Raw genomic sequence first — 1,544 nt, forward strand, 5'->3', positions numbered from 1 at the left:
AAGCGGCGCATGGACGCCGCCGGGGTCGAGTACCTCGGCCCGGCGCGCGGGTCCGCCGACAGCATGTACATCCGCGACCCCAACGGCATCGGGCTGGAGTTCTACCGGCAGGAGCTCGGCCGCTTCGAGGGCCGCCCGCTGCTCGGGGACGCGTGCGGGGCCCTCGGCGAGGAGACGGCCTAGAACACCGGCGCCCGCTTCTCCAGGAACGCCGCCACCCCCTCCGCGTACTCGGCGCTGCGCACCGCCGCGTCGTACAGCTCCGCGACCTCCGCGCTCTCCTCCCGCTCCCCCGCCACCACCCGATCCACGATCTGCTTCATCCCCAGCACGCTCACCGGCGCCCGCGACGCGATCACCGCCGCCAGCTCGGCCGTGCGCGCCCCCAGGTCCTCCACCACCTCGTTGACCAGCCCGATCCGCAGCGCCACCGCCGCGTCCACCAGCTCCCCGGTGAGCAGCACCTGCTTGGCCCACGACGGCCCCACCACGTCCACCAGCCGCTTGGTCGCCGTCAGCGAGTACACGATCCCGAGCTTGGCGGGCGTGATCCCGAACCGGGCCCGCGCGGACGCGATCCGGATGTCGCACGCCAGCGCCAGCTCGCACCCGCCGCCCACGCAGAACCCGTCCACCGACGCGATCGTCGGCTTCTCCAGCGTCGCCAGCGCCTGCTCCCCGGCGTGCACGACCGCGCTGTACCGGGCGGTCGCCTCGACGCCGCGCCGCAGCTCGCCGAACTCGCCGATGTCGGCCCCGGCGGAGAAGTGCTCGCCGCCGCGCACGACGAGCACCCGCACCGCGTCGTCGGCCCGCACCCGCTCGACCAGCTCGGGGATCGCGCGCCACATCGCGAAGCTCATCGCGTTGCGCTTGTCGGGTCGGTCGATGACGAGGGTGGCGATCCGGCCGTCCAGCTCCAGGCGCAGGCTCATGACCGCAGGGTATCCACGCGGCGCGGCCACGAGAATCAGTTTCGTTCCACACTGAAGGAATAGAGTGGAATAGCGAAGGGGTCCCGGACAGCCGGGCCCCGCTCAGGCCGCCGGGAACATCCGCGCCATGCCGGGGGGCGGCGCGAACCGGCGCCACCGGCCGCGCGGCTGCGCCAACCGGTCCGCCACCAGCCACAGCACCGAGGTGTTGTGGCAGTACCCGAGGTGGCTGGACGCGACCGGCACGCTCTCCCGCCGCCGCCCCTCCTCCTCCAGGCACGCCCGCCACGGCACGATCCCGTCCGACCGCGAGTACACCGACGTCGCGGGCACCGGCATCGCGGGCCGCTCGGACTCCGGCGGCGGCAGGTCCGAGACCGCCTCGTAGAACACCGACAGCAGCCGGAACACCGGGTTGACCCGCGTGCACCGGGCGTCGCGCAGCGCGTACGGGCTCCCGAGGGTGATCACCTGCCGCACCAGCTCGGGCCGCTCGCGCGCCAGCTCGCGGGCGAACACCCCGCCCAGGCTCCACCCGACCAGGCTCACCTCCCCGCGCTCGGCGGCCACCCGCTCCAGCAGCGCGCGCGTCCCGTCGAGGGTCGCGGC

2 protein-coding genes and 1 pseudogene are annotated in these 1,544 nt (G+C 74.4%); 1 reads left to right on the plus strand and 2 read right to left on the minus strand.

Features of this window, described 5'->3' with window-relative positions:
* Nucleotides 1-183: pseudogene (locus ACTUAL_RS12205) on the plus strand (VOC family protein); the annotation flags it as partial.
* On the opposite strand, the gene ACTUAL_RS12210 reads toward ACTUAL_RS12205, so the two are convergent.
* Nucleotides 180-935 carry an enoyl-CoA hydratase/isomerase family protein gene (locus ACTUAL_RS12210; RefSeq protein ID WP_440900312.1) on the minus strand — a complete coding sequence of 252 codons (756 nt, stop codon included), beginning with the start codon at nt 933-935 and terminating at the stop codon, nt 180-182. The pseudogene ACTUAL_RS12205 and the gene ACTUAL_RS12210 sit on opposite strands and share 4 nt — an antisense overlap.
* Before the next feature lie 102 nt (nt 936-1,037).
* A partial coding sequence (locus ACTUAL_RS12215; protein ID WP_440900313.1) for an alpha/beta fold hydrolase occupies nt 1,038-1,544 on the minus strand: 507 nt, incomplete at its 5' end.

It is taken from the genome of Actinosynnema sp. (genome assembly GCF_052038725.1).

Excerpts from the sequence above, each read along its gene's own strand:
- ACTUAL_RS12210 (WP_440900312.1), bottom strand. The coding sequence starts at position 935 with ATGAGCCTGCGCCTGGAGCTGGACGGCCGGATCGCCACCCTCGTCATC.